General features: G+C 58.6%; 25 protein-coding genes. 9 read left to right on the forward strand and 16 right to left on the reverse strand.

Translation table 11 applies throughout. From position 1 onward, the window contains the following. Positions 1-59: 59 nt before the first annotated feature. Positions 60-1559: a CoA-acylating methylmalonate-semialdehyde dehydrogenase gene (locus FNB15_RS03400; protein ID WP_144067362.1), complete on the reverse strand. Its 1500-nt coding sequence runs from the start codon at positions 1557-1559 to the stop codon at positions 60-62. Positions 1560-1670: 111 nt separating this feature from the next. Continuing rightward, complete coding sequence (locus FNB15_RS03405) at positions 1671-2459, reverse strand: enoyl-CoA hydratase/isomerase family protein (RefSeq protein ID WP_185973699.1); 789 nt, start codon at positions 2457-2459, stop codon at positions 1671-1673. Positions 2460-2568: 109 nt separating this feature from the next. Here FNB15_RS03405 and FNB15_RS03410 point away from each other — a divergent pair, with 109 nt between their 5' ends. Then, entirely contained in the window at positions 2569-3939 is a 1371-nt protein-coding gene (locus FNB15_RS03410) for an enoyl-CoA hydratase-related protein (protein ID WP_144067364.1), read from the forward strand. A 3-nt stretch (positions 3940-3942) separates the two neighbouring features. On the opposite strand, the gene FNB15_RS03415 is transcribed toward FNB15_RS03410, so the two are convergent. The 7 genes from FNB15_RS03415 to FNB15_RS03445 are packed head-to-tail and all read right to left on the reverse strand — an operon-like array spanning position 3943 to position 10905. Next, positions 3943-4800 (reverse strand): MaoC/PaaZ C-terminal domain-containing protein, encoded by an 858-nt coding sequence (locus FNB15_RS03415; RefSeq protein ID WP_144067365.1) that lies wholly within the window; start codon positions 4798-4800, stop codon positions 3943-3945. Then, positions 4797-5714 (reverse strand): SDR family NAD(P)-dependent oxidoreductase, encoded by a 918-nt coding sequence (locus FNB15_RS03420; RefSeq protein WP_144067366.1) that lies wholly within the window; start codon positions 5712-5714, stop codon positions 4797-4799. Before FNB15_RS03420 ends, FNB15_RS03415 begins: the two co-directional genes overlap by 4 nt. Before the next feature lie 10 nt (positions 5715-5724). After that, positions 5725-6915, reverse strand: coding sequence for an acyl-CoA dehydrogenase family protein (locus tag FNB15_RS03425; RefSeq protein ID WP_144067367.1), 1191 nt, complete (start codon positions 6913-6915; stop codon positions 5725-5727). A 4-nt stretch (positions 6916-6919) separates the two neighbouring features. Next, complete coding sequence (locus FNB15_RS03430) at positions 6920-7795, reverse strand: HpcH/HpaI aldolase/citrate lyase family protein (protein WP_144067368.1); 876 nt, start codon at positions 7793-7795, stop codon at positions 6920-6922. Next, a complete protein-coding gene (locus FNB15_RS03435; protein WP_144067369.1) occupies positions 7792-8244 on the reverse strand; it encodes a MaoC family dehydratase in 453 nt (150 codons plus the stop codon). The genes FNB15_RS03430 and FNB15_RS03435 overlap by 4 nt, the downstream gene beginning before the upstream one ends. 10 nt (positions 8245-8254) lie before the next feature. Further along, entirely contained in the window at positions 8255-9454 is a 1200-nt protein-coding gene (locus tag FNB15_RS03440; protein WP_144067370.1) for an acetyl-CoA acetyltransferase, read from the reverse strand. Continuing rightward, complete coding sequence (locus FNB15_RS03445; protein ID WP_144067371.1) at positions 9454-10905, reverse strand: hydroxymethylglutaryl-CoA synthase family protein; 1452 nt, start codon at positions 10903-10905, stop codon at positions 9454-9456. Before FNB15_RS03445 ends, FNB15_RS03440 begins: the two co-directional genes overlap by 1 nt. Positions 10906-11026: 121 nt before the next feature. Between FNB15_RS03445 and FNB15_RS03450 the strand changes: the two genes are divergently transcribed. From FNB15_RS03450 to FNB15_RS03470, 5 genes are all read left to right on the forward strand, one after another. Then, entirely contained in the window at positions 11027-11791 is a 765-nt protein-coding gene (locus FNB15_RS03450) for an SDR family oxidoreductase (protein WP_144067372.1), read from the forward strand. Positions 11792-11824: 33 nt separating this feature from the next. After that, a complete protein-coding gene (locus FNB15_RS03455) occupies positions 11825-12973 on the forward strand; it encodes an acyl-CoA dehydrogenase family protein (RefSeq protein ID WP_144067373.1) in 1149 nt (382 codons plus the stop codon). Positions 12974-13009: 36 nt separating this feature from the next. Further along, on the forward strand, positions 13010-13801 hold the full coding sequence (locus FNB15_RS03460; protein WP_144067374.1) for an enoyl-CoA hydratase-related protein: 792 nt from the start codon (positions 13010-13012) through the stop codon (positions 13799-13801). Between the two features lie 3 nt (positions 13802-13804). Beyond that, the gene (locus FNB15_RS03465) at positions 13805-15025 is read left to right on the forward strand and encodes an acetyl-CoA hydrolase/transferase family protein (RefSeq protein ID WP_144067375.1); all 1221 of its coding nucleotides are present in this window, start codon (positions 13805-13807) and stop codon (positions 15023-15025) included. 67 nt (positions 15026-15092) lie between these two features. Next, positions 15093-16250, forward strand: coding sequence for an acyl-CoA dehydrogenase family protein (locus FNB15_RS03470; RefSeq protein ID WP_144067376.1), 1158 nt, complete (start codon positions 15093-15095; stop codon positions 16248-16250). Positions 16251-16268: 18 nt separating this feature from the next. Here the strand turns inward: FNB15_RS03470 and FNB15_RS03475 are convergent, their stop codons facing one another. Together FNB15_RS03475 and kce are read right to left on the reverse strand one after the other, a co-directional pair. Beyond that, positions 16269-17156 carry an SDR family oxidoreductase gene (locus tag FNB15_RS03475; protein WP_144067377.1) on the reverse strand — a complete coding sequence of 296 codons (888 nt, stop codon included), beginning with the start codon at positions 17154-17156 and terminating at the stop codon, positions 16269-16271. A 20-nt stretch (positions 17157-17176) separates the two neighbouring features. Continuing rightward, a complete protein-coding gene (gene kce, locus FNB15_RS03480) occupies positions 17177-18109 on the reverse strand; it encodes a 3,5-dioxohexanoate:acetyl-CoA acetone transferase (RefSeq protein ID WP_144067378.1) in 933 nt (310 codons plus the stop codon). Between the two features lie 182 nt (positions 18110-18291). Here kce and FNB15_RS03485 point away from each other — a divergent pair, with 182 nt between their 5' ends. The 3 genes from FNB15_RS03485 (at position 18292) to FNB15_RS03495 (ending at position 20923) form a co-directional block, all read left to right on the forward strand. Beyond that, complete coding sequence (locus FNB15_RS03485) at positions 18292-18783, forward strand: MarR family winged helix-turn-helix transcriptional regulator (RefSeq protein WP_144067379.1); 492 nt, start codon at positions 18292-18294, stop codon at positions 18781-18783. 211 nt (positions 18784-18994) lie between these two features. Beyond that, positions 18995-19885 carry an NAD(P)H-dependent flavin oxidoreductase gene (locus FNB15_RS03490; protein WP_246068776.1) on the forward strand — a complete coding sequence of 297 codons (891 nt, stop codon included), beginning with the start codon at positions 18995-18997 and terminating at the stop codon, positions 19883-19885. Between the two features lie 9 nt (positions 19886-19894). Further along, on the forward strand, positions 19895-20923 hold the full coding sequence (locus tag FNB15_RS03495) for an NADP-dependent oxidoreductase (RefSeq protein ID WP_246068777.1): 1029 nt from the start codon (positions 19895-19897) through the stop codon (positions 20921-20923). Here the strand turns inward: FNB15_RS03495 and FNB15_RS03500 are convergent. Genes FNB15_RS03500 through FNB15_RS03520 form a run of 5 tightly spaced genes read right to left on the reverse strand, consistent with a single transcriptional unit; the run spans position 20920 to position 25163 of the window. Further along, entirely contained in the window at positions 20920-21945 is a 1026-nt protein-coding gene (locus tag FNB15_RS03500) for a phosphotransferase family protein (protein WP_144067381.1), read from the reverse strand. The genes FNB15_RS03495 and FNB15_RS03500 overlap by 4 nt on opposite strands. Then, positions 21945-22889 (reverse strand): DUF7064 domain-containing protein, encoded by a 945-nt coding sequence (locus tag FNB15_RS03505; protein WP_144067382.1) that lies wholly within the window; start codon positions 22887-22889, stop codon positions 21945-21947. The genes FNB15_RS03500 and FNB15_RS03505 overlap by 1 nt, the downstream gene beginning before the upstream one ends. Before the next feature lie 12 nt (positions 22890-22901). Beyond that, positions 22902-23714, reverse strand: a complete 813-nt coding sequence (locus tag FNB15_RS03510) for an enoyl-CoA hydratase/isomerase family protein (protein WP_144067383.1) — start codon at positions 23712-23714, stop codon at positions 22902-22904. Positions 23715-23729: 15 nt separating this feature from the next. Then, positions 23730-24611, reverse strand: coding sequence for an SDR family oxidoreductase (locus FNB15_RS03515; protein WP_144067384.1), 882 nt, complete (start codon positions 24609-24611; stop codon positions 23730-23732). A 24-nt stretch (positions 24612-24635) separates the two neighbouring features. Further along, a complete protein-coding gene (locus tag FNB15_RS03520; protein WP_144067385.1) occupies positions 24636-25163 on the reverse strand; it encodes a MarR family winged helix-turn-helix transcriptional regulator in 528 nt (175 codons plus the stop codon). Positions 25164-25247: the final 84 nt, after the last annotated feature.

Below are 25247 nucleotides of genomic sequence, written 5' to 3' on the forward strand. Positions count from 1 at the left end.
CGTCACCCCCGAGTTGGAGCGTCAAGGGAGGCTCGACGCTCGATTCCAGATGATCTGGCTTACTTCATGGTCGGGATGTTGAACTCCGCGCCGGACCGGATGCCGGTCGGCCAGCGCGCGGTCACCGTCTTGATCTTGGTGTAGAACTTCACGCCTTCCGGGCCGTGCTGGTTGGTGTCGCCAAAGGCCGACTTCTTCCAGCCGCCGAAGGTGTGGAAGGCCAGCGGCACCGGGATCGGCACATTGATGCCGACCATGCCGACCTGCACCCTCGCTGCGAAGTCGCGGGCGGCATCGCCATCGCGGGTGAAGATCGCCACGCCGTTGCCGAATTCATGCTCGGTCGGCAGTTTGGCGGCTTCCTCGAAGCTCTCGGTGCGCACGACGCTGAGCACCGGGCCGAAGATCTCTTCCTTGTAGATCTTCATCTCCGGCGTGACGTTGTCGAACAAGCAGCCACCCATGAAGTAGCCACCCTCGTAGCCCTGCAGGTTCAGGCCGCGACCATCGACCACCAGCTTGGCGCCTTCCGACACGCCGGTATCGACATAGCCCTTCACCTTGGCGAGGTGTTCCTTGGTCACCAGCGGACCCATCTCGGAGTCCTTGTCGGTGCTGGGGCCGACTTTGAGCGCGCGGACACGCGGCGCCAGCGCCTCGACCAGCTTGTCGGCCGTGCCCTTGCCGACCGGCACGGCGACCGAGACTGCCATGCAGCGTTCGCCGGCCGAGCCGTAGCCGGCGCCGATCAGCGCATCGACCGCCTGGTCCATGTCGGCATCCGGCATGATGATCATGTGGTTCTTGGCGCCGCCCATGGCCTGCACGCGCTTACCATGCGCCGCTGCGGTGGCGTAGACATACTGGGCGATCGGGGTCGAGCCGACGAAGCTGACCGCCTGGATGCGCGGATCGGTCAGGATGGTGTCGACCGATTCCTTGTCGCCGATCATGCAGTTCAGCACGCCCGGAGGTGCGCCGGCTTCCAGCATCAGTTCGGCCAGGCGCAGCGGGCAGGACGGATCCTTTTCGCTGGGCTTGAGGATAAAGGTGTTACCGGCGGCAATCGCCACGGCAAACATCCACATCGGCACCATGGCCGGGAAATTGAACGGGGTGATGCCGGCGACGACGCCGAGCGGCTGGCGCATCGAGTAGACGTCGATGCCGCGCGACACGCTGTCGGAATACTCGCCCTTCAGCAGATGCGGAATGCCGCAGGCGAACTCCACCACTTCCAGGCCGCGCTGCACTGAACCACGGGCATCGGACACCACTTTTCCATGCTCGTTGGCCACCAAAAGCGCCAGCTCGTCGGCGTGTTTCTCGCAGAGTTCCTTGAACTTGAACATGACACGCGCGCGCGTCAACGGCGACGTGGCGCTCCACTCGGTAAATGCACGCTGGCTGTCGGCGATGGCGGCTTCGACTTCGGCCTTGGTGGCCAGCGGCGCCTTGCTGGCGACTTCGCCGGTGGTCGGGTTGTACACGTCGAGGAAACGACCCGATTTGCCGGCGACCTTCTTGCCACCGATGAAATGATGCAACTCTTTTGCCATTATTCTCTCCAGAACCGCGTCTTCGTTTTCGGGTGCGACAATCGCACCGATTGAAATTCAGAATTCCAGCATTAACGCAGTGCGGATCACCGCAGGGTCATGCCGACCACATTATTGCCCCTTGAAAGCAGGCTTTCGGCGCGCTGCGAACGCAGTAAGTCCTTCCCATGCATCGTCCGTTGCAGATATTTGCGCCAAGGCCTGGGCCTCCTCTTCCATTTGAGATTCAAGGCCAAGAATCCTGGCCGAAAGCATCGTGCGTTTGATCGCGCCATATGCCTGGGTCGGCCCGTTCGCCAGTCGAATAGCGATTTCCTTCGCTTGATCAAGAACGGAGTTTGCATCGGTAACGGTATCGACCAGACCAGCAGCCTCAGCCTGATGCGCCGTAAGAGTTTCAGCGAGAAGCAGGAATTTCTTAGCCCGCGAATAGCCCATGCGGGCTGAAAGCGATAGCGTGGATCCGCTATCGGCATTGAAGCCAATCATCGGGAAGGCTGCTGTGAATTTCGCCGTTTCTGCTGCCAGCACAATGTCTGAGAAAGCTACAAGCGATACGCTTCCGCCCGCGACATCACCGTGAACTGCAGTAACAACCGGGGCGTTCATCCGCTGGAAACGCGATAGACCCGAGTGCAAGTCGGCAGTCCAGGCCTTCACGATGTCCGGAAGAGCAGAACGATCGTTGATAAATGCCTTGATGTCGCCACCGACGCTAAAGAAGCGGCCCTTAGCAGTGAGTAGAACAGCACGCACATCTCGGCGATTACTGAGGTGGACAGCGACTTCCCGAAACTCACGGGCAAAAGTACCGTCGATAGGGTTCCCACGTTCAGGCTGGTTAAGCGTTAGCTGCGCGAGGCCAGCTTCCACGACGCACGTAATGCTCTCAAAATGCATGACGTTCGATCCTCCCATGATTGGAGAAACTGTAAGAAAAATAGACCTAGTACGCAAGCGAATAATAATATACCGTACATAAAGTACGTATTTGTCTGGGGAATACCAAATGCGCGCGCCGCCGACCCTGAAGGAATTCCGGCTTGAAGAGATAGCCGATGGGATTGGTCATCTCATTTTCGATATGCCCGGCAGAAGCATGAATGTGTTCTCCAACGCGGCAATCCATGAGTCCGAGCTTGTGGCCGACTGGCTTCCTTCCAGCGGCTTGAAAGGGCTTCTGATATCATCCGGGAAGGCCAGTGCCTTCTGCGCAGGAGCCGATCTGGCAGAGCTATCTGAAGCCTATGCCATGATCGTCTCGGCCCCCGAAAGCGAACGCAGCCAAGTCGCTCGCTCACATTTTGCGCCGATCGGGCGCGCCTTCCGTAAGTTGGAGACTGCTGGCGTACCTATCGCGGTCGCCATCAATGGTCTGGCTCTTGGCGGTGGCTGCGAATTCGCCCTGGCCGGCCATTACAGGGTGCTGACTGATACGCCCAACACCGCGCTTGGGCTGCCGGAATCGCTGGTCGGACTCTTCCCTGGTGCCGGCGGAACGCAGCGCATGCCCCGATTGGTCGGCATCGATGCAGCCTGGCCGATACTTCTGGACGGTGCCAGACTGTCGCCGGCCCAAGCGATCGAGGCGGGAGCCGCACATATGACTGTGCCGGTAGGTCAAGAAATCAACGCTGCACTGGCCTGGCTGCAGACTGGTCCTGAGCCAGTCCAACCGTGGGATCGCAAGGATTGGCCACTCTCCAATGTGAATGATGTCCGGCGCAAGGTGCTGGAAGTCCGCATGGCACGTATGGCAGAAACCAAAGGGCACTATCCAGCGATTACAGCCATACTGGATTGCGTGAAACTAGGCCTACCGGTCACGATGGATCAGGCCGTAGCAATCGAGATCGACATCTTTGCCGAGTTGATCAAGCGGCCTGAACCTCGCGACATGATCAGAACACTTTTCCTCGGCAAGCAATCCTACGCCAAACTGCACAAGAGCAGCACTTTACCTCCGGCTTTCACGCCACTCCTGAAGGATGTCGCGTCAGCTCTGGCGGGCGTCGCTAAAGCGATCGGCCGCGATCAAGCAGACACGCATCGCACTGCCGCCGGCTTTACCAAAGAACTGCCAGAAGGCGATGTCGGGACAGAGCTGACCACAGAAGGACTCCCGCAAGTAAAAGCGATTGCTGCCACCGGCCTGTGGATCGAAACACCTGACAAAGACTGGCAGCGCACTGGGGCCCGGTTGCTGGCCGCCGCGGCAATTGCTGCAGCGCCGTATCGTGATGAGCTGTCGCTTTCTGACCAGCAGGCTGCAGATTATGCAGTCGTAACCGAATTGGGCTTTCCAGCTTACCTCGGTGGGCCCTTTGCGTTGCTGGAGAGTGTGGGCAGCGCAGGTGTGGCAAAGATGTGGGCAACCTGAACGTCAACCGATCTCGGCGATCCCCTGATCCAGCACTTTGCGTTCGCCGACAAAGGCGTCGAACCACACAACATCACCGCTATGCCAGAAGCGGAAGCGAACTGCGTCGCCTGGGAGTACAATACCGGCAAACCGGACACGCAGTGCCTTTAGCCGCCTAGGTTCTGCATCGCAAAATCGCATCATGACAAGTGCGCCAGCCAAGCCATACGTGGCCAAGCCATGCAAGATCGGCCGCTCGAAACCTGCGCGGCGCGCAATTTCATAGTCTGCGTGGAGCGGGTTGACGTCTCCCGAGAGGCGGTAAATCAACGCGCCACGAGGCGAAACTGTCACAGTTTCGTCGAGGTCCGCCTCACGTCCAGGTGGCGCAAGCAGCTCCATATCTGGAGGTGCGGAACCACCAAAGCCTCCGTTGCCACGCAACAGCAGCGTCTGATCAATTGAACAGTAAAGCTCGCCGGTCGATGCATCGCTGATCTCTCGTTCAACGACACAGATTGCCCCCTTGCTGACGCCTCGATCATGCAGAGACTTGATCCGCGCCCGGCCGATAATCCTGGCCTGTGGCGGCAATTCTGCAATAAAACGGGCCGCCTGTCCGACATGTAACAATTTCGGCCAGTCGATGCCGAGCTCAGGTGCTTTGACCCACATTCCTGGGCTCGCCAGAGTCACGGCATAGGTCGGCAGCACCCGCAAGCGGTCTTCCATAAGGAAGCGCAAGTCCGGAGTGTCACCGGGTGTCAGAGGCAACCCCACGCCGAGCGCATAAAGGATGGCATCACGAGCATCGTAGCTATGCTGCTTGTCTTCGAAGCGCCAGTCGAACAGGCGCTGAGGATCGAACAGAGCGCTCACACGGGATCCCAAGTAAAGACATCCCCCGACTTGTGGAGCGGGTAGAAGTCATTGGCGAACTGCGGGAAGACACGCTCAGCGATCGCATCCGGAGTCCAGCCGTCTGCGGTATGGGCTGTTCGGAATGGGCGGGCCTGGGAAAAAAGATAGATTTCGTTGTTGCGGGCACCAAAAACCTGCCCCGTGACCTTGGCCCCGGCATCCGAGCAAAGCGCCACACAAAGAGGCGCAACTTTCTCCGGTATTAGCTTTTTGAGGCCTTCCACGCGTTTCTTCTGCTCCGGGGTTTCCTCTGGAATGGATTCCACCATGCGGGTCCAGGCAAATGGCGCCACCGCATTCGAACGGACATTGAATCTGGCCATATCGATAGCGATGGTTTTCGACATGGCTGCGATGCCAAGCTTGGCCGCAGAATAGTTCACCTGCGCCATATTACCGATCAGACCGCTGGTCGATGTCATATGAACATAGGCGCCAGACACCTGCTGCTTGAAATGCGGCGCAGCTGCCCGGCTGACGTTGAAAGTACCTTTGAGATGCACGGAGATGACGGCATCGAAATCGTCTTCCGTCATCTTGTGGAAAAGGACGTCGCGAAGGTTTCCTGCGTTGTTCACGACTGCGTCGATGCGGCCGAAGTTATCCAGAGCCGCCTGAACCATCGCATGTGCGCCGTCCCAGTCGGCAACGCTATGCCCATCTGCGACGGCTTGCCCACCTAGCTCCGCGATCTCGTCCACGACCTGCTGGGCCGGCGAAATGCTGGCAGCATCGTCACCTTTCAATGAAACGCCGAGATCATTGACGACAACGGCAGCACCTGCCTGAGCCATTGCCAGCGCAACGCCCCTACCGACGCCACGGCCGCCTCCCGTTACCAAGACAACCTTGCCTTGCATACTGGCGCTCATCTCATACTCCTTAATATGACTTCGGCAGGTCGAGGACTTTTTCAGCAATGAAGGACAGGATCAGCTGCTCGGTAATTGGTGCAATACGCGTCACCATCACTTCCCGGAACAATCGCTCGACATGATATTCCTTGGCATAGCCAAAACCGCCGTGGGTAAAGATGGCGCGTTCGCAAGCATCGTACCCGGCGCGCGCACCCAGTAACTTTGCGGCATTGGCTTCGGCACCACAGGGCTTTCCTGCGTCATAGAGATCGGCGGCCCTCATCGCCATCAGCCAGGCCGATTCAAGATAGGCCCACCGCTCGGCGAGTGGGTGCTGGATGCCCTGGTTCTGGCCGATAGGACGATCAAACACCACGCGTTCGCGCGCGTATTTCGCGGCTCGGCGCAAGGCGTCCTGCCCGATGCCAATGGCTTCGACAGCGATAAGCACGCGCTCAGGGTTCAGGCTGTCCAGGATGTAGTAAAAGCCCTTGCCTTCCGCGCCGATACGATGCTCTTCGGGAATGAACAGATCTTCGATGAAGATCGCATTCGAATCGACCGCCTTGCGACCCATTTTCGGAATTCTCTGAACCTCGATCTTGGTGCGATCCAGATCGGTGTAGAAAATCGTTATTCCGTCTGTCGGCTTCTTGCAGTCCTCATACTTAGTGGTGCGCGCCAACAGCATGATCTTGTTGGCGACCTGCGCCGTCGACGTCCAGACCTTTTGGCCGCGTACGCGGTAACCGCCAGGAACCTTTTCGGCGAAGGTGCGAATCCGTGTCGTGTTGAGGCCCGCATCGGGCTCAGTGAATCCGAAACAGCATTGATCCTTGCCTGCCACGAGGCCTGGAATCCACGCAGCCTTCTGCTCTGGCGTCGCATGTACCACGATGGGATGCGGCCCGAACAAATTGATATGGACTGATGAAGTGGCGGCCATACCACCGCCATGGCTGGCTACTTCATGCATCATGATCGCAGCTTCGGTGACGCCGAGGCCAGAGCCACCGTATTCCTCGGGCATCGTAATGCCTAGCCAACCCGCATCTGCCATCGCCCGGTGGAATTCGCGCGGGAATTCTCCGTCCTCATCGCGCTTCAGCCAGTATTCATCGTCGAAACGCGACACAACTCCACGCACGCCTTCGCGAATGGCCGCCCGGGTTTCTTCCAGGGACTCCCTATCCTGAGCTTCCTGCGTCTTGCTCATGACGCTATCCTTCCATTGCGGCCACCAAGGTGCGGCGTGCCAGTTTCAAATGCGGGATGTCATACATCTTTCCGTCGATACCGATGGTGCCGAGGCCGGGGTTGGCCTCAAAAGCAGCAACGATGCGACGCGCCAGTTCCAGATCCTCTGCGCTCGGCGCAAAGGCCACATTGATGCCGCTCACCTGGGCCGGGTGAATAGCCAAACGGCCGGCGAACCCGTCTCGCCGCGACAAGCGGCAGGCGCGCACGAGGCCTTCATCATCTCGGAAATCGGCGAAGAGGGTATCGAGCGCCGGAACGTCAGCCGCGGCTGCACCCATCAGGCATAGCGTCCTGGCAAGCTGATACGGCGTAGACCAGTCGCCATTATCATCCTTATTTGAGGTTGAACCGACCACAGCCGCCAGATCCTCGGCACCCCATGTCAGCGCCACAAGTCTGGGATGAGCTGGCGCATAGCTGCCAAGGGCAAACATCGCAAGCGCCGTTTCAGTCGCAACGACGATGATTTTTACCGTTCCGACCACCATGCCTGCGCGTGCTTCCAATGCATCCAGGCAGTGCCCAAGCCTGACCACATCATGACCGCCATTGCTTTTTGGCAACAGGATGCCATCCAGACCCGGCCTCACCACGGTAGCCAAGTCCTCCATTGCAAGGCCGGTATCGAAGGCATTGATCCGGACCCAGAAGCTCCAATTGCGGGGGCCGGCAGAGGCATCGATCCAGGTCGCCAGCGTTGCGCGTGCCGCCGACTTCATCGGCGGCGCAACACTGTCTTCAAGATCAAGGATTAAGCCGTCTGCGCCGGCTTCACGCGCTTTTGTGAATTTCTTCTCGCTATCCGCCGGGACAAAGAGAAGCGAGCGTAGCCTCATTCCGGCCTCCGCATCATCAGTGCCAAGCGCCGGCATTCGCATACGACTTCGTCGCGCTGGTTCAGGCCTCTATGCAGGAACGTGACGATGCCCTGGGTCGGGCGTGATTTGCTTTCACGCAACGTAACCACTTCGGTTTCCGCATGTATGGTATCGCCGACGAAGACCGGCTTGGGGAATCGAACATCCTCCCAGCCGAGATTCCCCACTGTCGTGCCAAGGGTGGTGTCAGTAATCGAGAGCCCGACTACTAGGCCAAGAGTGAAGACGCTATTGACCAACGGCTTGCCGAATTCAGTCTTGGAAGAATAGTCGTGGTCCAGGTGGATTGCTGCCGTATTCATGGTCAGCGTCGAGAACAGAACGTTGTCGGTTTCGGTTACCGTGCGACGAACATCGTGCCGAATCACTTCGCCCTGCGTGAAGCCTTCATAATAACGGCCCGCCATTCATTCCTCCCTAATTCAGCCGGCCAAGAACCGACACTGCCGCCACACTGTTGGATGGCTGGCCACCAAGATTATGGGTGAGGCCGAAATCGATTTTCTTGATCTGGCGTGCTCCGGCACGGCCAAGCAGCTGATTGTATACCTCATAGGCCATCCTCAGGCCCGATGCGCCAACTGGATGCCCGAAGCACTTCAGGCCGCCATCTGCCTGACAGGGCACTGCGCCCTCCCGATCATAACGACCATCAAGAATGTCGAACGGCGCCCGCCCTTCGTCCGAAAGCCCCAGGTCTTCCATCGTCACCAACTCTGTAATCGAGAAGCAGTCATGCACCTCGGTTAGCTTGAGATCGGCGCGCGGATCTGTCAGGCCCGCTTCCTGGTACGCTCGGCCGGCAGCGATACGGGTATTTCGCACATACGAGCCATCCCAGGCGCCGTACTGCATTTCCCAGCCATTCGAGGCACAAAGCTGGACCGATTTGACAGTAACCAAGTCGGTCTTACCCAGGCCACGGGCGATATCCGGCGTTGTGACGATGGCACACGCCGCCCCATCCGATACGCCACAGCAATCAAAGAGACCCAGCGGGTCCGCAATCATCGGAGCATTGAGGATTGTTTCCATCTCCACCGCTTTTCGCAGATGGGCCTTCTCACTCATTGCGCCGTTCTGATGGCTTTTCCAGGATACATGGGCCATCGCCCGCTTCAGATCTGTCGCTGTAATGCTGTGACGCGCCGCGTAGGCACCAGCAAGTTGAGCGAATGTCCCCGGCGCGGAGCCGTAGGGCATCCACAGGTCGTTTACCGAGCCCTTAGTACGAATCGGGAGACCGCCAAAGCCGGTATCCTTAAGCTTTTCAACGCCAAGGGCCAAAGCGATGTCGCAAGCCCCTGAAGCAACAGCGTAGATGGCACCACGCAGCGCCTCAGTGCCGGTTGCGCACATATTTTCCACACGCGTCACCGGCATCGGAGGCAAGCGCAATGCAGTGGCCAGCGGAATTGCCGAATTGCCAACGTTGAAATCGTCCAGCGCCGCACCAAACCATGCAGCATCGATTTGCCGACGCTCGATTCCGGCATCCTGCAAGGCCTCTTGAAAAGCCTCGACCATAAGCATGTCAGAACTCGCATCCCAACGTTCACCAAAACGGGTGCATCCCATGCCGGCGATGACAACCTTGTCCTTGATACCGCTCGCCATCACACCTTCTCCCGCGCAGAGACCGAGCGCTTGGCCGGTGCGCCTTTCCAGAAATAGGTACGGAAGTCCCGTTGCCGATCGATCGCCTTTATGCGGAAGCGCATCCGCAAGGGATCACCTACGGCCGGCGTATTGCCCTCCACATCACAAATTTCCATTGCTACTCGCGCGCCATTCTCGAACTGGACCAGACCGAAGTAGAATGGTGGATCGGGCGTGAAATTCAGTCGATCGGCGGTGATCGATGCCACTTGAGCCGGCACATCACGCAAGACGACATCGACATAATCTTCAGGCCCGGTTGAATCGGGCGACACCGGCATCGGTGTTTTCGGGAACTGTACGTTGCCGCGCTCATCCCTGCCGCCAACAAAACCATGCATCTCACGCCCGTGCCGCGCCAGCACGGAGGCATTGGTTTTCTGGTTCACTTCGGCACGTGGCCCCCATTCCAGAGGCAGCATGCCAGTAAGACTCAGGAAGCGAGAATAATTTCGCAGCGGTTGACCTTCGGCCAAGGCCTGGGCCGTCAACTTCTCACGGACTGTTGCCGTTACTTCAAGGATGAGGGCTTCGGCCCCATTCCCAAAGCCTACCAGTAGTAGGCGGTCGCCTGGCACAGAGCGCTCCAAAGCAAGACCGAGGCCGAATAGTGGCATTGCGGCACCGAGATCTCCCGCCTCGACCGCAATGTCGCTACAGATGTTTGGGGCTTTAAGGCCAAGCGGGCGCGATACAGCGGCATAAGTGCCCGCGACCGGTTCCGGGACAACGGCAAGCGCAATATCGCTGCCCTGAACGCCGGCCGCGGCCATCGCACGCCTGATCACCGGGGCGTAAACCTCGGCAACCGCACTGTCGCGGACGAAACGCTCCTCCGTCACATACGGCAAACCGATTCCCGCAGTGGTGTAGCTGTCGAGCAGGTCGCGATTGATGCTGGCAGCCCCCAGCAAACGGGCCACACCGGGACCTTCCCCCACCAGAGCTGCTGCGCCGCCATCGCCCCAGGTGAGATGCGGCCCACCGCCTGGCCGTGCCTGGCGTTTTTCACCGGCCGCGATCAATTCCAAACCCTCGGTAGTGCTTTGCAAAGCACGCAAGAGAGCCGCCACGGCACAGCGCCTCGTACCAGCCACGTCGAGCGCGTCGACGAAAGGATCAAGCTGCAGGGCATCAACAAGAATGCCGGCCTGCGAACGGTCCAAGAAGGGTGCAGATGTAGAGGCGAAGGTGACGCGAGATATGGATCCAGCGGCACCCGCGTCCAGGACTAGCCTGGCTGCTTCAACGGCCTGTGTGAGGGCATCTTCATCCCAGCCAGCGACTGCGCGACGCCCGCGACCAGAACCACCCAAGCCTGCCCACCGGAGTTCAGACTTGGCGGTCGCCTGCTCAAAGCGCAATAGTGGTAGGTAGCCCCCCACGCCGTGCAATGACTTCGCCGACATGCCAATTCCTCCCGTCTGGAAAAATTACCTTGCAAGCGTATGGTACGCAAGCATATTATTAGGAGGCAGATCGATTTCCGCTTAGACGGTTACGGTCGGAGGAACTGAGAAAGGCACTCAAATGAATGATCTAAAAGGAAAAATTGCCATCGTCACTGGCGGCGGCCAAGGCATCGGCAAGGCCATCACCTTGCGCCTGGCAGCGGAAGGCTGCCTTGTCGCGATCTTCGACCTCCGCCCTGACGCAGCAGAAGAAACCGCACAGGCCGCCCGCTCCACCGGAGGCAATGTGAAGGTCTACGGCGTCGATGTTAGTGACCAAGCCGCCGTGAATGCGGCCGTCGCTTCAGTCGAGGCCGACCTGGGTCCGGTCTGGCTCCTGGTGAACAATGCCGGCTGGGATCAACCTGCCCCGTTCCTCAGCACCGACAGCACGCTTTGGAACAAGATCATTGCCATCAATCTGATGGGCCCGCTGAACCTGCATAAGGCAGTCTGCCCGGGCATGGTTCAGAGGGGCGCGGGCCGTGTGGTCAATATCGCTTCCGACGCCGCGCGCGTTGGCACCGCTACAGAAGCCGTCTATTCCGCCTGCAAGGGCGGCATTATTGCCTTCACCAAGTCGGTAGCGCGCGAGTTGGCGCGTAACAATGTGCTCCTCAACGCGGTCTGCCCTGGCCCGACTAATACGCCGATGATGCAACAGGTACTCGGCACCGGCGAACAGGCCGTAAAATGGAAAGATGCCATGGTGCGCGGAATCCCGCTCAAGCGCATGGGCGAACCGGAGGACTATGCCGGCATTGTTGCCTTCCTAGCGTCGTCCGATGCCGGTTACATAACCGGCCAGACCATCTCGGTATCCGGCGGACTGAATATGATCTGAAGACCAGCGGTCATACCGCTCCAGGGAGGAAAAATGATACTGACAGAAGATCAGAGGGCGCTGCAGGATGTCGCGCGCCGATTTGCGCGTGAAAGACTACTCCCCGATTACCAGAAGCGCGAAATTGAGGGCACGATGGACCGCGCCCTGCTCCGCGAGATGGGTAAGCTCGGCTTTCTTGGTGCCGACTCGCCCGAGGAGTTGGGCGGCCTGGGCGTCGACGCCGTCACCGCTGGCCTCATTGCCGAAGAGTTGGCCTATGGCGACTTCAATATTTCCGCCCTGTCGGTGGCAACGTCACTAAACATCGCGATCCTCCTGAATCACGCCAAGCCTGACGTCATTCAGCAAGCCGTTCCGAAAATGATCAGCGGCGAGCACATCATGGCGATCTGCTTGACTGAGCCGCGTGGTGGATCGGATGCGGCAAACTTAATACTTCGCGCACGCCGTGATGGAGATTCGTATGTCCTGAATGGCGAAAAGACCTCGATTACCTTCGCTGGGTGTGCCGATATTTTTCTGGTCTTTGCTCGGACCGGAACACCGGAACAAGGGGCGAAAGGTGTCTCGGCTTTCTTCGTCCCCGAAGGAACCAAGGGCATCACATGCACAAAATTCAACGATCTGGGCGGCGCCATTAGCGGTCGTGGCTCAGTCTTCTTTGACGATGTGCGAGTGCCGGCGAGTTGCATGATCGGCACCGAAGGCAAAGGCTTCTCGCAGGTCATGCAAGGCTTCGACTACAGCCGAGCCCTGATCGCTCTGCAGTGTTGTGGCGCGGCACAAGCCTCTTTGGATGAAGCCTGGGCTTACGCGAAAGAGCGCGAGGCCTTCGGGCGACCGATTGGCCAGTTCCAGGGCGTCACCTTCCCGCTCTCCGAAGGGGAAACACATATCGCGGCAGCGCGACAGCTTTCATATCACACACTCTCCTTGCGTGATGCGGGGCTGCCCCACACAGCTGAAGCGGCAATGGTGAAATGGCTCGGACCTCGCACGGCTTTCGATGTCATTCATCAGTGCCTGCTCACTTTCGGGCATTACGGCTGGTCGAAGGACCTTCCGCATCAACAGCGGCTACGCGACGTGATGGGTCTTGAGATCGGGGACGGCACTGCGGGCATCATGAAGCAGATTATTGCTCGGGAACGTATCGGTCGCGCGGCTATTGCCTACTGAAAATCAACAAAAATTCTGGATTGAGGAGACAGCATCATGGCGGACAACACATTCGAAGATGTGATCTATGAACTGCGCGGTCGCGCCGCATGGATCATCATCAATCGTCCAAAGGTGTACAACGCCTTCCGGGGTCGCACCGTGGAAGAACTGATCCAGGCGTTTCAACTGGCCGGCAACGACAAGAATGTCTCCAGCATTGTGCTGACGGGCGCCGGCGACAAGGCCTTCTGCACTGGCGGTGACCAGTCGGCTCATGAGGGCAACTATGACGGCCGTGGCGTCGTGGGCCTGCCGATCGATGAGCTGCAGAGCATCATTCGCGATGTTCCCAAGCCGGTGATTGCCCGTGTTAACGGCTTCGCCATTGGCGGAGGCAACGTTCTTGCGACGCTCTGTGACCTCACAATCGCAGCCGAGTCCGCCCAGTTCGGCCAGGTTGGCCCGAAAGTCGGCTCGTTCGATGCCGGCTGGGGTACTGCCTTCCTTGCTCGTCACGTCGGCGACAAGAAAGCGCGCGAGATTTGGTTCCTCAACGAGCGCTACACTGCTCAGCAGGCCGCAGAAATGGGTCTGGTGAACAAGGTTGTTCCGCTCGCCGAGCTGGATGCGGCCGTCACGGACTGGACTGATAAGCTGGCCGAACGTTCCCCTACAGCGTTGGCCTTCCTGAAGCGGTCGTTTAATGCGGACTCGGATGCGATCCGCGGCATTTCCAACATGGCCCTTCATGCCGTGAAGCTCTACTACGCCACTGAAGAGTCTAAGGAAGGCGTGAACGCGTTCAACGAGAAGCGTAAGCCTGATTTCCATAAGTTCGTGGAGTAATGCATGGCCCCGGCACCAATTCACCCGAGCGACCTGCACCGCCATCTCCCTAAAGAGGGTTTGGTCTGGTGGCACGGTTGCTCGGGTGAATCGGCGGCCTTCAGGTCAGCACTAGCCGCGAGCGATCTGCATAACCTGACGCTTACTGGGATTTACGTTCCTGGCCTGAATCGTCTGGATTCTCTGCTGGCGGCCGGAGCTTCAGCGCAAAGCTTTTTCATGCTGCCCGAACTTGCCGCAAGGCAGGAGAAGACCAAGTTTCTTCCGCTGTGCTATCGCGACATCGGACGTACATTGCGACAGCAGCCGCCGGTTGCGGCAATCTTTTCGGTATCCCCCCCCAATGCCAATGGTTACTGCAGCTTTGGCACGGTCACCGATTTTCTCGCCGACCTTTGGCGTGACATTCCCATTCGCATTGCCCATATAAACCCGCTCATGCCAACGACTCTTGGCGAGCATGGTATTCCGTTCAAAGAATTGACTTTCTACACCGAAGTACCGGAACCATTAATGGAGTCAGATCCCGGTATTGACGCCGTCGCGGAACGTATCGGTGCCCTGGCGGCGGAAATCATCCCCGATGGCTCCACCATTCAGGCCGGACTTGGACGCGCGCCGGAAGCGGTGTTACGCAGCCTCGTTTCTCATCGCGGCCTCGCAATTCATTCAGGGCTGATCGGCGACTCCACATTGCAATTGCTGAATGCTGGCGCGTTGCGGGCAAATGCACCGATCACGGCTGGAGTGGCTATAGGTACGCGCCAGCTTTATGACGCAGTGAGCAGTGCCGCCTTCCAATTCTGTCCGCCGTCACACACACACGATATTCGCGTGCTGGCTTCGCTGAAGCAGTTCGTAACCATCAACTCGGCGATCGAAGTCGATTTGTCCGGTCAGGCGTACGCTGAAGCGGTGCCTAAAGGCATGATTTCCGGACCAGGAGGCGCCTCTGATTTTGCTGCCGGTGCGCGCGCCAATGACGGGCTGCGCCTCGTTGTCCTACCCGCAACGACCGGTAAGGTCAGCCGTATCATCACGCCTGATCTGGCCAGCGGCCCAATCTCTCTGGGCCGCTTCGACACTGACATCGTGGTGACAGAATACGGAGTTGCTGATCTGCGCGGTTTGAGCCATCGCGGTCGAGCAGAAGCCATGATCCGGATTGCAGCACCTGCGTTCCAGGAATTGGCTACGCCTTACCTCACCCGGATCATCAACTAGTACGCTTGCGTACAAGCGACATGCCTGATAGAAATAGTACGCTAGCACACCAAAAGGGATCAGCGGCATGATCGAACGGACCCTCTTTCGCGAAGAGCACCGCATTTTCCGCGAAACCGTGCGCCGCTTTGTCGAGAAGGAAATCGTCCCCTTCCATGCCCAGTGGGAGAGAGACGGCATCGTGCCTCGCGAACTCTGGCTTAAGGCCGGTGCCCAGGGCCTGCTCTGCTGCACGGTGCCGGAAGAGTACGGCGGTCTGGGTCTCGATTATTTATTCGACGTCATTGTCTTCGAGGAGCTGTGGCGTGCCGGCGCCAGCGGTCCCGGCTTCCTTATCCATACAGATCTGGTCGCCACCTATATCCTGAGCTTCGGCACCGAAGAGCAGAAGCGTAAATGGCTGCCCAAGATGGTATCGGGCGAGGCAATCGGCTCGCTCGGCATGACCGAGCCCCATGCCGGTTCGGACCTGAAGGCGATCCGTACGCGCGCCACACGCGACGGCGACGACTTCATCATAAATGGCCAGAAAGTATTCATCTCCAATGGCCAGCTCTGCGACATCCTGGTGCTCGCCACCAAAACCGACAAGGATGCCGGCGCAAAAGGCATAACCCTGTTCCTGGTAGAAGGCGATCGGGAAGGCTTCCGGCGCGGCCGCAACCTTGAAAAACTCGGCATGCACGCCCAGGACACGTCCGAGCTGTTCTTCGAGGACGTTCGCATTCCAGCATCTAACATGCTGGGTGAGGAAGGGCGTGGTTTTGCGATGATGATGACCAAGCTTTCGCAGGAGCGTCTCGCACAGGCCGTTCGCTCAGCTACGGTGGCAGAGATAATCATCGAATGGACGCTGGAATACACTCAGCAGCGCGAGGCATTCGGTCAGACGATCTTCGACTTCCAGAATACCCAGTTCAAACTGGCCGAACTCAAGACCCAGGCGATGGTCGGTCGCGTCTTCACCGACAAATGCATCGACCTGTTCATGCAGGGCAAGCTCGATCCTGTGGATGCCGCCATGGCGAAGATGTTCACAACAGAGTTGCATTGCAAGGCAGCAGATGAATGCCTGCAGCTCTTTGGTGGCTGGGGCTATATGTGGGAATATCCGATTGCCCGTGCCTACGCCGATGCGCGCATCACGAAGATCGCTGGCGGATCCATTGAGGTCATGAAAATGATCATCGCGCGCGACATGGCAGAGAGCCAGAGAGCGCGCTAGAAAGACCGCGACGCCATATCAGGCGCCGCGTCCCTTTCGTTCTTTCTCCGCCGATTCCCGCAGTGCGTTCCGCGCCGCAGCCCAATCTGCCTCGGAAAGCGACGCAAGATCGGCGAAAGTACTCGGCGCCGCCAGATGGTGGCCACCATCGACAGCGATCGTAGCACCATTGATATAGTCGCAAGCATCGCTCATCAGGAAGGTGGTCAGATTGCGCAGCTCATGCATCTGGCCAAAGCGGCGCATCGGTACTTGGTCACTCTGCGTCGCCCCTACTGAAGTGCCCGGGATCGGATTGAGCTTCTCCCAGGCATTCGGCGTCGGAAACGGGCCTGGCGCAATGGCGTTCAGACGGATTTTCTTCGGCCCCCACTCCACAGCAAGTGACATAGTCATCGCCTGAATTGCTGCTTTGGCCATTGCTGACGGCGTAACGAATGCTGATCCGGTCCATACCCAGGTGACCAGATTGCTCAAGACCGTTCCGGGTAACCCCGCCTCGATCCAGCGCTTCCCGCAGTACAGGGTGGCAAAGAATGAACCATCCATCACCGTGGACGTAATGGCCTGATAACCCCTGGGCGAAAGGCTTTCCGTGGGTGCAATAAAATTGGCAGCCGCGTTGTTGACCAGGCCGGTCAGCGGCCCGGCCTCCCAAGCGCGCGCAACGGTCTCCTCCATACTGGCCGCATCGCGGACGTTTGAGAGGAGATAATCGGCCTTTCCGCCTGCAGAACGAATTTCATCCACTGTCTCGCCGAGCACCTGCTCACGTCGCCCGCAGACGTAAACATGAGCTCCGTGAAGGGCGAAGCCGCGGGCCATCTCCTTGCCAAGTCCGGTACCACCTCCAGTGATCAGGATGCGTTTTCGGTTCAGCAGATCATTGCGGAATGGCGAGTTCATGACGTCCTCATTGATGCAGTTTAGAACGCGACGTTATTGCCACCCTTCAGACCCAGCATAGCCCGGGCTTCTTCGGGAGTGGCGATCTCGATAGAGAGGTCTTTCAGAATTCGTACAATCTTTGAGACCTGCTCGGCATTTGATTTTGCGAGCTCGCCGCGTGCAATGAAGATGCTATCCTCAAGGCCGACGCGCACATGACCGCCCATGGTTGCATTGTTCATGGCGATCGGCATCTGGTTCCGCCCCGCAGCCAGCACCGACATGTAGTAATTGTCACCGAACAGCCGGTCCGCCGTCGCACGCATATGTACCAGATGATCAACATGCGCGCCGATACCACCAAGGATGCCGAATACGCCCTGGATGAATAACGGGCCCTTCACCAGACCGCGGTCAACGAAATGCGCCAGATTGTAAAGATGGCCTATGTCGTAGCATTCGAATTCGAAGCGCGTACCGTTGGCCGAAAGCTCCGTCAGCCCGCGTTCGATCTGGGCGAATGTGTTCGACAGAATGAAGTCACGCGTCATTTCGAGATACGGACGCTCCCACGCGAACTTGAACTCGTGCATCTTCTCGGCAGCAGCTGAGATGTTGAAATTCAGGGACCCCATATTCATCGACGCGACTTCGGGCTGCGCCCATTTGGCTGCAGCCAACCGCTCATCGATGGTCATGCCAAGGCCGCCGCCGGTCGTAATGTTAATGACCGCGTCGCATTCGGCCTTGATGCGCGGCAGGAAACGCGCAAAGGCTTCCGGCTTTTGTGTGGGCTGACCCGTTTCCTCGTTTCGCGCATGCAGATGCAGGATCGCTGCGCCGGCCTTGGCGGCGGCGATCGAGTCACTGGCAATCTGCTCGGCCGTAATGGGCAGATACGGCGTCATGGTGGGGGTATGAATCGATCCCGTGACGGCGCAGCTGATGATGACCTTATTGGCTTTGCGCATTTGGACGTTTCCCCTCGATTAATAATATCACCGTACCGTATGCTACCGTATTAATTAAGTAAACCCATGCAGATGACTGGAGTTAGGCGCTCGGATCAGTGTTTCACATTGCAAGCAAGTAAATGATATGTTAGCTAATAAAGATGATTTCTTACTATTATGAATGAAAGTGATCTGCCGGCATGGAAAGTGAAATCCGACACTGGGGTCTGCGTCTCGGCTACCTGATCCATGACGTATCACGGCTCCGCCGGGTTAATTTCGACCGTGAGCTGTCGCCGCTCGGCATCACACGCTCGCAATGGTGGGTCCTTGCATTCATCTCCCGCAACAATGGCCTGCCGCAGACGCAGCTCGCCAATGAACTGGACGTTGGCAAGGTAGCGCTGGGCTCGTTGATCGATCGGCTCCAGGAAGGCGGGTTCGTGACGCGCGAAGCTGATGCGAAGGACCGCCGTGTAAAGCGGGTTTTCCTGACCAAGAAAGCCCACAAGCTCATGAGCGACATCGAACCGGTCAGTTCCGAGTTCAACAGTCGCATACTCGAAGGTGTCAGCCTTGAAGAGATGAAAAACACTTCGCGAATGCTGGCGAAGATGAAGGAAAACCTGGTCGCCCTATCAAACGGTAATCGCCCGAAAGGCGGTGCGGAAAGCGACGACGGACTGGACTAGCGGCCAGAAAATATAGTTCGCTTCATTACCATTATCTTGCGTACTTATTTCCATCCCGGCATAATTTCAGTCTGCAAAATGGAACCGCCGGGAGGAAACCATGCAGGCCCCTACTCTTTCCACGCCAACCGCCGCTCCGACCCCGCGCGGTAGCCGCGGCCAGGCAGAGACCCTGCTTCGCCGTCTGCGACTACCAGTCGTCGGCGCACCGATGTTCATCATCTCAGTCCCTGACCTAGTGATTGCGCAATGTAAGGCTGGAATCGTCGGTTCCATTCCGGCGCTGAATGCGCGCCCCAAAGAGTTGCTGCGCGACTGGATCGATCAAATCAAGGACGCGCTGACCGCACATGACGCAGCCCATCCGGAATCCCCGGCCGCACCCTTTGCCGTGAATCAGATCGCTCACCGCAGCAATGAGCGCCTGGGTCACGATATGCAGGTCATTGCAGATGCAGAGGTGCCAATTGTTATTGTCAGCCTAGCGGCCCCGGCGGAGATATTTTCTGCGGTCCACAGCTATGGCGGCCTCGTCTTTAACGACGTGGTAAGTGCCCGCCATGGGCGCAAATGCGCCGAGGCCGGCGTCGATGGCCTTATTGCGGTCTGCGCCGGCGCAGGCGGCCATACGGGCACGCAATCTCCGTTTGCGCTGGTTTCCGAGATCCGCGAGTTTTGGGACGGTCCACTTGGCCTTGGCGGGGCCATCAGTACAGGTCGCGGAATTCGTGCCGCGCAAATGCTTGGTGCGGACTTCGCCTATATTGGTACGGCCTTCATCGCTTCTGATGAGGCCAGTGCACCTGCCGCCTATAAGGATATGGTTCTGGGCGCCACGGCGGAAGATATTGTGATGTCGGATCGTCTAACCGGCGTGAAAGCGAACTTCCTGCGCCCGTCGCTCGAAGCGCAGGGTATCGACTACAAAGCGGCATCTGAAGAAAAATCCGCATTGAAGGCATTCGGGGAAGAGGGCGCAAGCGCCAAGGCATGGCGCGATGTCTGGAGTGCCGGCCATGGTGTCGGATCGATCCGGCAACGGATTCCAGCGGCCGACCTGGTCGACCAGATGCGCCGCGAGTATGAAGCTCTATCGGCTTGATATCGGGACGTGGAAATTCTGGCAATGATGAACCGACAATGGGTGCTCGATCACTATCCTGATGGCCCAGCCACACTAGATACGTGGCGTCTGATCGAAACACCGATCCCGGAACTTGGCCCCCGCCAAATTCTGGTGCGGGTGCAATGGCTCTCGCTCGACCCCTATATGCGTGGCCGTATCAGCCCAGCACAGAATTATACCGCGGGCGTCAAGCCAGGTGGCGCCATGCACGGAGGGGGGGTCGGTGAAGTCATCGCTTCCAGCCACCCCGATTGGGCCGTAGGCGATCTGGTCGAGACCATGGCCATGAACTGGCAGGAATATGCTGTGGTCACACCGGACCTGCCCGGTGCCGCCCGCGCAAATCGGGTGCCGAAGGACGTACCGCCGCAGGCATGCCTTTCCTGGCTGGGGATGCCGGGTCTGACCGCCTATGTCGGGCTCCTGGAAATAGGTCGGCCCAAACCTGGCGAAACAGTGGTCGTTTCAGCTGCTTCAGGCGCCGTGGGCCAGGTCGCGGGACAGATTGCCAAATTGATGGGCGCCCGCGTTGTGGCAATCGCCGGCAGCGATGACAAGCTCGCACATTGCCTCGGTCTCGGTATGGATGCCGGGATCAATTACCGCACGACCAAAGACCTCGATGCCGCCATTGCCGCTGCATGCCCGGATGGCGTCGACGTCTTCTTCGACAATACCGGCGGCCCCATCCATGATGCCGTGCTGGCCAATCTGGCCGTTCGCGCGCGCGTCATCATCTGCGGGCGTATTGCGGTCGTGGACAAAACGCCGGCCGAGGATATCGGCTTGCGCGCCAGCGCCCGCCTGATCGTTACCAGAGCCACCATTCAGGGACTCGTCGTTTTCGATTGGTGGCATTTAAGGGATGAAGCCTTCAAACACCTCGCCGCCTGGCACCGCAGCGGCCATATCCGTTTCCGTGAGGATGTGCTGGATGGCCTTGAACGTATGCCCGAAGCCTTCCTGCGGATGATGGCCGGCGGCAACCATGGCAAGCAACTGGTAAGGCTCTAGAGCAGGCCGCTGGGCCCCAACTTGGCGAAGCGTTTGCCGGCAGCAAGAAATCGGTTCGACTGCTGAGGATCGGCATAAAAGGGGTCATGCCCCTTTTGATGCGAGAAGTCGTACAGTACCGCCATTTTCCAGGCTGCCATGGCGGCGTACCAGTGCAGCTCGGTCAGATCGCGGCCTGAACGCGCTGCATACCGCCGGAAGATCTCCGCCCTGGTCGGGAATCCAGGTTGGAGAAACGCGGCGCTCAATTCCTGGTTTGGTGTCAAAGACTCGTCCTGCTCCGGATAGCAGACCGCCATATAGCCGAGATCAAGCAGCGGGTCTCCGATGGTCGCAAGCTCCCAGTCGAGAATGGCCAGCAGACGTGGCGGTGCCTCGGAATGCCACATGACATTGCCCAGGCGATAATCGTTGTGGACGATTGTGCCGTCGGATTCAGACGGGCAGTGCTTCTGTAGCCAGTCCAGCATTTCGAGGAAATCGGCCGGTACCGGACCGCGACGCGAACGCAGCAATGCTTCGATACGCCCTAGATGGCGGGCATTGAATCCTTCTGGACGACCGAAGTCGCTCAAACCCCGTGAGCGCCAGTCCACGGCATGAAGGTCCACCAGGGTGTCCACAAAAACTTCCGCCATAGGCCGTCGAAGGTCCGGGGAACCAAGGCTCGGCGGGAGGGTATCCGTGATCACGACCCCCGGCAGCCATTCCATGATGTAGAAAGGAACATCCAGCACTTCGCCCGCGGAGGCTGTTGCCAGAATGCGTGGAACGGGCAGGCCACTGCCCTCCAGCGCGGCAAGAATACGCGCCTCTCTCAAGACGTCATGGGCGCCCTTGGGTTGCGGCGGAGGAGGCGGCCGTCGCAGCACAACGGCCTGCGCGTCATGCCGCAAGACATAGGTGAGATTGGAGTGGCCATCCCCGATCCTCTGCAGCTGGGACACCCCCTTCAGCAGATCCCGGGTCACGAGGAACTCGGAGATTCGTTCTTGTGTCTCGGAAGTCCAATCCCAGACCATCAGTTGGCCTGCAGAGCAATGAGGCGGTCGAGATAAGTCTGTGGCCAGAAGGTCTCATACTGACCTGCTGCCAACTGGCCATCGATACTGGCTGTACAGGCAGCTTCCATAATCATGGTGGGATGCCGCCCTCCAGCCGGCAGCTTCATGATGCCGAAGCGGTTCATTTCCAATACGCAGGTGTTGCCGACCGTGTCGGCAATATCGAGCCGCAATGACCTCTGCGTCATGTCGCGGTCAAAGCCTGCCTGCTGTTTGGTCGTGGCAATCGGACTGAGTAGCCCATCGCGCACAATATATCCGGCCGCGCCCCAGTCCCCCCTCGCCTGCCAAAGCCAGGCATTGACGATACGTGATGCATCAGGGGTATAGGCAATCAGCCATTTCCAGTGCTGCGGCATCGCCCACTGGCGCATACCCCAGGAATGGTCACGGTGAGCTACGTGATCCAGCACGATCTCGCGATCACCGAACCGCACAATTCCGCGTACCCAGCCGGTTTGCTCGAAGCGGTCGATGGCAAACCAAGACGGCAATCCATCTGGATTCTGGTGATAACTGAAAGGATCGTGCCGGCCGGTGAAATCGAAATTCAGCGTAAGCCGCTCACTGCGATAGGCAAGGTTCGCTGAATTCGAACCGGCCGGCTGGACAAGGCTCAATCCCTGGAGCGAAAACGCGTCAAAATCCATTTCTGCCGGGACTTCACCCTGAGCTAAATCCATCACAAGCGGCTCTGACCCTTCGCCCCAGATGACCACATTGAAACCGGCTTTTCCGTCGTCGGTCAGATAAAGATACGCCTGCAGGCCGACCCGCTGTTCCGGCACGACACATTGCCAGAACAGCGAATCACGCATGCGTTGACCAGGGGCGGCGCGATGCCGCAAATCATCGGTTGCCGTAATCTTGGCGGCCGGCATGCCGGTAATGTTGCGGATCATGGCCCGTCCAGATCAAAGTGGAGTGGCGTTCTGGCCTGCACGGCCACGGTCTGACTTGGAGAAGAATGTCTCGGTGCGAGACTCTACAGTCGGATTTCCGCCGCACAGAGCGTAGCCATAGAGACACTCGACTTTGAGCTGTTCGTCCAAGGTACGGCCGATCACCTCAAAAATGGTTTCCTTCGCCGATTCCACCGCGCGACGATCATTCCGCAGGATGCGCTGCGCCATGTCTTCTGCGGCCTGCATGAGCTGGTCATGCGGCACGACCTTAGAGACCAGATTGGCCGCGAGCGCCCGTTGAGCATTGATCGGTTCGCCGGTCAATTCCAATTCCAGGGCAATCCCGACGCCGCAGATATTCACCAGCCGGACAATCCCGCCGTCGGCCGGATGCATGCCACGCCGCAGCTCGAACGACCCAAATTGGGCGCGCTCGGAGGCGATACGGATATCGCAAGCCAGCGCCAGTTCCAGCCCCCCACCCAGCACCCAGCCATTGCAGGCTGCAATGATCGGCTTGTAAATGCGATGCAGCCCGCGCGTGATGCCACCGGCGAACCCATCAGGAAGCTTGTCGCGGCCAAGCGCCGGCCCGGCATCGGACCACTCCGGCACATGCGTCTTCAGGTCTGCACCTGCAGAGAATGCATCACCGGAACCGGTCAGGATGGCCACGCGAACCGCGTCGTCATCGCGAAAATCCTCCCAGACTTCGCGAAGCTGGACATGCACATCGATATCGATGGCGTTCTTCACCTCTGGCCGGTTCAAGGTGATATAGGCGATTTCGCCCTTCTTCTCGTACAAAACCTTCTTCGACATGTTTTCCTCCTGGTATTAACGTTGCGTGGATACGCTGAGCACGTCGGGCGCCGTCGCCCGGTGGAAGCCATTAAATGGCTCATTGTGTTGTGCAGGCTTTAGCTTCCACCACAGCCTGCGGGCGTTCGGGGCCCCGCCATCTATCCGGATACACGATCCAGTGATGAAGCTGGCTGCAGGCGACAGCAGATATACGATCGCCGCCGAAACTTCCGCCTCAGTGCCAAATCTCTGCATCGGAATCTCCGGCGCGACTTCATTACGCAAGAACTCGCGGTCCTTCGGCTCATAGGTGTCCAGTCCACTGGATGCGATGGCACCTGGTGCCACGCTATTCACCCGCACGCCGGCAGAGGCCCATTCGCAAGAAGCGCTCTCGGTGAGTGTGTGCATTCCACCCCGGGCGGCTGCGGAGTGGGCGAAATTTGGCCAGCCATTCCAGATATCAGCGATCATATTCACGATTGCACCGCCGTTGGCTTCCATCCAGCGATTGTAAACTTCGCGCATGAAAATGAAGCCGCCGGTCAGGTTATTACGCACCACCGCTTCGAAACCCTTCGTAGAGATGGAGCGCAATTCGGCGCGGTACTGCCCGCCAGCATTGTTTACCAGGCCGTCGATGCGACCATGCTGCTGCAATATCGAGTCGACCGCGGCTATGACGGCCGCTTCATCCCGGATATCACAAATGTGCGCGCTTGCTCGTCCGCCATCGTCGGTAATCTCACGCCGTACAACCTCGAGCTTCTCCGCGTTACGACCGACAACAGCGACTGTGGCGCCAAGATAGGCCAGTTCGTGCGCCGTACATCTGCCGATGCCACTGCCACCCCCAGTGACGATAACCACTTGACCCTCGAATATCCCTTTTTGAAAGACCGAACCGTATTGCATGTTTCCTCCTGGTTTTTTGCTGGATCAGGCTGCGGTAAGGCGGGCAATCACGCCTTTGTCGAAAGACAGGATCAGCTTACGCAGCAGATAGTCGAACTGCCGAAACTCTTCCTCAGTGAATTCTGCAAAGGCAGCTTTTAGAGGAATAGCCAATTTCGGCACGCCCTCTCGTACCGCTTTGCGACCGGCCGCAGTCACTCGGATCACTGCCCGACGGCCATCGAGTGCATCGGTTTCCCGCGTTGCTAGGCCGCGCCCCACCATCCCATCCAGAATGCGAGTCATGTTTGCGCGCGTAACACCAACCAACTCGGCAAGATCGGCCGGATAGGCTGAGCCCCGGTCGTTCGACACCAACAGGCACAGCGCGTGGAATGAGCTTTCATTCATCCCGATGTCACGGAAAACCGGCTCAAAATACTGCCCCATGCCATACAGAGTGATCCGAATAAGCCGGACCATCAGAGCAGTGTCCGTGGGCAAATCCGGAATGGCCCGCTCCATGCGGGGCGTAGTCGCTTCAACCACGGCCAGACGTTCTGTTCCTCGCATTTAAGTACCTCGATAGTTAATCGGTGAACTACCTTGCAAACGACTATCCGACATTTCCAGAAACACCCAGACCAGATGATTCCT

The sequence above is a fragment of the Ferrovibrio terrae genome, from assembly GCF_007197755.1.
In the GTDB taxonomy this organism is placed as follows: Bacteria; Pseudomonadota; Alphaproteobacteria; order Ferrovibrionales; family Ferrovibrionaceae; genus Ferrovibrio; species Ferrovibrio terrae.